This is a genomic window from Streptomyces inhibens (assembly GCF_003389455.1).
GTDB lineage: Bacteria > Actinomycetota > Actinomycetes > Streptomycetales > Streptomycetaceae > Streptomyces > Streptomyces inhibens.
Genome location: NZ_QUAC01000319.1, coordinates 1 through 2,573 on the forward strand (window position 1 = coordinate 1; position 2,573 = coordinate 2,573).

General features: G+C 69.3%; 3 protein-coding genes. 2 read left to right on the forward strand and 1 reads right to left on the reverse strand.

Annotation, left to right across the window (positions count from 1 at the left end; all coding sequences use genetic code 11):
- Positions 1 to 80 precede the first annotated feature (80 nt).
- Positions 81 to 944, reverse strand: coding sequence for a DUF5707 domain-containing protein (locus tag DY245_RS33745; RefSeq protein ID WP_128510950.1), 864 nt, complete (start codon positions 942 to 944; stop codon positions 81 to 83).
- A 584-nt stretch (positions 945 to 1,528) separates the two neighbouring features.
- Here DY245_RS33745 and DY245_RS33750 point away from each other — a divergent pair.
- Positions 1,529 to 1,843, forward strand: coding sequence for a hypothetical protein (locus DY245_RS33750; protein ID WP_128510951.1), 315 nt, complete (start codon positions 1,529 to 1,531; stop codon positions 1,841 to 1,843).
- A 66-nt stretch (positions 1,844 to 1,909) separates the two neighbouring features.
- On the forward strand, positions 1,910 to 2,116 hold the full coding sequence (locus tag DY245_RS33755; protein WP_128510952.1) for a hypothetical protein: 207 nt from the start codon (positions 1,910 to 1,912) through the stop codon (positions 2,114 to 2,116).
- The last annotated feature ends 457 nt before the right edge of the window (positions 2,117 to 2,573 follow it).

Consider the following 2,573-nt stretch of genomic DNA (forward strand, 5'->3'; position numbering starts at 1 on the left):
CCGCCCGGCGCGGACCTGTGACGGTCCGTGCGCCGGGCGGCCGACGCGCGGGGCAGGGCTCATCGCCCCGCCCGCGCGGCCTACTTCACGTCGACGTAGTCGCTGGTGGCGGTCGCCACCGAGGTCGTCGACGTACCGGCCCAGACATAGCGCCAGTAGCCGTCGTCGGCGGCCTTCACGGTCGTCTTCAGGTTGCCGCGGCTGTCCGAGGTGACCGTCTTGACGGTGGTGTAGCTGCTGGTGCCCGCCTTGCGGAACTGCAGCTGCACGGAGCCCACGCCGTAGGCCCCGTACTTGAGGGTGTCCCAGTTCGCCCGGGTCAGCGCACCGGTGACGGTGAGGGTCGCGCCCTTCGTCACGGGCTCAGGGGAGGCGTTGGTGGTCAGCTGGGCGGCGCGCTTGACCCAGCCGGACCGGTAGTCGTCCTTGATGGAGTAGTCGCCGTCGTTGCCCACCGCGGAGGCGTAGACGTGCCACCGGCCGGCAAGGATGTTGCTGTAGATGTTCGAATTCGGGTCCGCGACGAGGGTGACCGTGCAGGTGGAGGTCGTGGAGTTGACCGCCTGGCAGGTGCCGTGGTCCGCGCTCGAGGTCATGGCACCGTCGACGCCGGTCTCGGAGTTCAGGTCGGTGCCGTGCCACAGGAACGCGTAGCCGTCGTAGATGCCGGACGGGTCGGTGGCGGTCACCGAGACGGTGAACGTCTTCTTCAGGCTGGTGCCGACCACGATGTCCTTGCCGCCGTTGACGGTGACGTTCGTGATCGTGGTGTCGCCCTGTGAGTCGTCCGCCGCCGCGTTGGCAGGGATCTTCGCGGCGGACGACGAGAGCTGCGCCTTGGCGGCGCCGTTGCCCGGGCCGTCCGCGGCCTGGGCGGCGGGGACGGCGAGGGCGGATATGGCCAGGGCGCCGGACAGTGCGGCAGCAGTGGCACGAATGCGCATGTGTTCCTCGAAAAGGCCTGGGGGCTCCGCCGGCGTGGAACACGGACGGCGGAGCCCGGATCGGTTCGGAGTTCAACGAACTCGCACAGCAGACCCGTCAGCGAGACGAATGGTTGCGCGCTCACATGGAATTTCTGTGAAGAATTTTGCGCCGGCTCCCAGGGAGGGCGCGCCGCCGGCCGCCGGCTGCTGCCCGCCAACTCTCGTCGCGGCGACGGGCGTGCCTGGCGAACACACCGCCCCGCCGCACCGCTTCCGCTGACCATGCCCCGGTCAAGTGATCATCACGGGGGAACGGGCGAGCGCGGTTGGCTCTCTTCGCCCTCGCGCGCAGTCGAGGCACCACCGCATCCGGTCGGTGCTCGGCTTGCAGCCACAACTGCCAAGGGACGTCATGCGTTTCCAGCGAATACTTGCCGCGACCGGCGCCGTCGTCGCCCTGGCGTCGGTTTCGGCCTGCGGCAGCCTGCCCTCCGCGGGGTCGCCCCAAGGAGCGGGGAGCTCCTCCCGACGACGCTCGGCTGCGAGCGCGTCGACATCGCCCCGCGCCGCCGCGGGACGTGGCGAAGGCCGAGGCCATGGGAATGAAGGGCATCAATGGCGGCAGTGAGTGCCAGAGCACGGCCAACGGTGGCGATGACGTCGACTTCCTCACCATCGAGGACCTGGAGGCGTTCCAGACCGCCCTCAAGGGGGACGAGGACGAACAGGACGACCTCATGATCGGTGACGACTTCGCCGTCGACCCCGGCAGCGACGATCATCGCCGCAAGCTCCTCGGCGCCGGTTTGCTGCTCCTCAGCTGCACCCCGGGCTTCCACGCACCGGAGGGCAAGACCGTCGAGGACGGCGAGGTCGCGGGGTGCGCCACCACCGACTACTCGGAGGATCTCGGCTGACGTCCCGCTGCCGGATCCGCGCGGCGTGCGGCTGCGCGGGTGCGCCGCGCGCTGCGGCCCGTCGGAATGATCGCAGCGGCTCGGCGCCGATGCCTGGAGTACCTGGCCGGCGAGACCCGCAAAAACGACACCGTCAAACGCCTCGACGCCGCCTGCGTTCCGACCGTCCAGCCGCAGCGCCGCAGGGTGGCCTGCCTCGGCGGCTGCTCCCCCATCACGTTCGTCTCCGGCGCCAGATCACCGACTGCCGCCTTCTGCCCCACCCGCAGATAGGCCTCCTGCGCCACGTCCTGGCACGAGGCCGGCGACACTGCTCGACAAGACGGACGGCAGCGACAGCAAACGGCTCTACCTACTCGGGATCGACACGAAGCACGACGGGCGGGCCGTCGTCCCACAAGGAAATCCGGACACCGCCCGCAACATTGCCGTAGGGCAGTACGAGCCCGGCCAATCAGGGACGCATCATCGCCGGCCAGGGCGCCTCGGAAGGTGACCACCACTCATGACCCTGCGGCACCCCAGGCGGACCGGTCGTACCGGCACGCTCGGATCCGCCCTGATCGCCCTGATCGCATCAGGAGGATGCATGAACGACGACGGAAGGACACAGGCACGGCGAGTGGCCCCCGCGCATGCGGGGTTGGTCTTAGAACTCCTAACGCAATGACTTCAGGCGCCGCCAGCAGATGAGTGCGCATCCCAGGGTGAGAAAGGCTTCGTGGATGTC